Source organism: Sandarakinorhabdus oryzae, from assembly GCF_009733735.1.
GTDB classification, from domain to species: Bacteria; Pseudomonadota; Alphaproteobacteria; order Sphingomonadales; family Sphingomonadaceae; genus Sandarakinorhabdus; species Sandarakinorhabdus oryzae.
In genome coordinates this window covers 1-1,962 of record NZ_WNJP01000291.1, presented here as the reverse complement: position 1 = coordinate 1,962, position 1,962 = coordinate 1, and the positions used below count along the sequence as shown (strand labels likewise).

Sequence of the window (1,962 nt, the reverse complement as noted above, 5' to 3'; positions counted from 1 at the left end):
CGCCCGCGCCGATACGGTGGCCGCGCTTGCCGCCGCGCTGGCCGACGCGCCCGACGGCCCGTTCGCGCGCCCGCTGATTTCCCTTACCGGCAACGATGCCGACGATCTGGCCGGGCGCCTTGCCCGTGGCCGGGCGCGTGATGCGGCGGCTGCCCGCGCCATCGAAGGCCCGCACCGCGCCGATCTGGTGGTGACCCATGCCGCCAAGGCGATGCCGGCCGCCAATTGTTCTACCGGTGAGCAGAAGGCGCTGCTCGTCGCCATCGTGCTCGCCCATGCCGCGCTGGTGGCGCAGCGCAGCGGCCGGCCGCCAATCCTGCTGCTCGATGAAATCGCCGCGCACCTCGATGCCCGCCGCCGCACTGCGCTGTTTGACCGGCTGACCGCGATGGGCGTGCAGGCCTGGATGACCGGCACCGATCCGGCGTTGTTTGCCGGGGTGGCAGGCCATTGGCTGAGCGTGGCTGGCGGCCAAGTCAGCCCGGCTGCGCCGCCGTAAAGCCGCTTCCGCTGCCGCCGTTAGCGTCCAGTGGTGCGGCTTTGGGAAGGGCGCGTGAATGTCGGAAAGCAGCTGGCCGCTTGGCTCCGGCTTGCCGTTTCCGTCCCCGACGGGGCGGGAGCGGCCGCTCAGCCCGCGCCTGTTGGCCGCTGCCGAGCCGATGCTGCAGGTGGCCGGCATCGGCGCCTGGCATCTGGCCGAGCGCGGCAGCCTGTGGTGGAGCGCTGAAACCCGCCGCATCCACGGCGTGTCGGCCGATTTCCAGCCTGATCTGGCCAGCGCCATCGACTTCTACATCCCCCCGCATCGCCCAATGATCAGCGACGCGGTGGACGCGGCGCTGCGCAGCGGCACGCCCTGGGATCTGGAACTGTGCATCCGTCGCCCTGATGGCGAGCGCCGCCATGTCCGCGCCCGCGGCCGGCCGGCGCAGGGTGTTGGCGACAGCCAGGCGCTGATCGGCACGTTCGAGGATATCACTGTCCGCCAGGAGGCTGCGGCCCGGGCGGCGCGCGAGCTTGACCTCAGGACCCGCACCGAAACCCTGCTGCGCGACGTGATCACCGGGATTCCGGCGGCGCTCTCCGTCTATGACAGCGAGGAACGGCTGATCCTCGTCAATGATGCCTATCGCGACATCCTGCCCGGCAACCGCCAATATATGGTGCAGGGCGAACGGCTGGCCGACATCATCACGCGCAAGGTGCTGGCCAATCATTATGTGCCGGAAGTGAGCGCCGATGATCCGCCGCAAAAGCGCGCCGCCTGGGTGGCCGAGTATCTGCGCCGCCACCGCGAGCGTGGCTACAACCGCATCTTTCACCTGCGCGATGACAAGTTCATGCAGGCCAGCACCGCCATCTCGGAAAGCGGCAACATCGTTTCCATCCGGACAGACGTGACCCCGCTGAAGCGCGCCGAACGTGAATTGCGACGCCGGGCCGAGGAGGATGCGCTCACCGGGCTGGCCAACCGCGACGTGCTGATGCAACGGCTGGAGGCGCTGGCAGATCATGGTCGGGCTGGCGTGCTGGTGCTGTTCGACGTCGATTTCTTCAAGGCGGTGAACGACAGCCTGGGCCATGCCGCCGGCGACACGCTGCTGCGGCTGGTTGGGCGGCGATTGAAGCGCGTGCTGCGGCCCGGCGACACCGCAGCGCGCCTGTCGGGCGACGAGTTCGCCCTGATCGTGCATGGGCTGGCGACGCCGGCGGCGATCCACGGCTTTGCGACCCGGCTGCTGGCGCGGCTGCGTCGGCCGATGCGGCTGGGCGCCAGCCGATATGCGCCGTCATTGTCGGTCGGCATCGCGCCGTTTCCGGCCGCCGGCTGTGGCCCGCACGAGCTGCTGGGCAATGCCGATGCGGCGCTGCTCGATGCCAAGCGCCAGGGTCGCGGCCGCCACGTGCTGTTCGGCGCCGCGCTCGCTGATCGGGTGATGCGCCGCACACGGCTGGCCGATG

General features: G+C 70.2%; 1 protein-coding gene and 1 pseudogene. Both read left to right on the top strand.

The window, feature by feature from the left end; genetic code table 11:
* A pseudogene (locus GJ693_RS17175) lies at positions 1 to 499 on the top strand (DNA replication/repair protein RecF); the annotation flags it as partial.
* Between the two features lie 142 nt (positions 500 to 641).
* Positions 642 to 1,962: sensor domain-containing diguanylate cyclase (locus tag GJ693_RS15730; RefSeq protein WP_207789972.1), on the top strand; the 1,321-nt coding region annotated here is incomplete at its 3' end.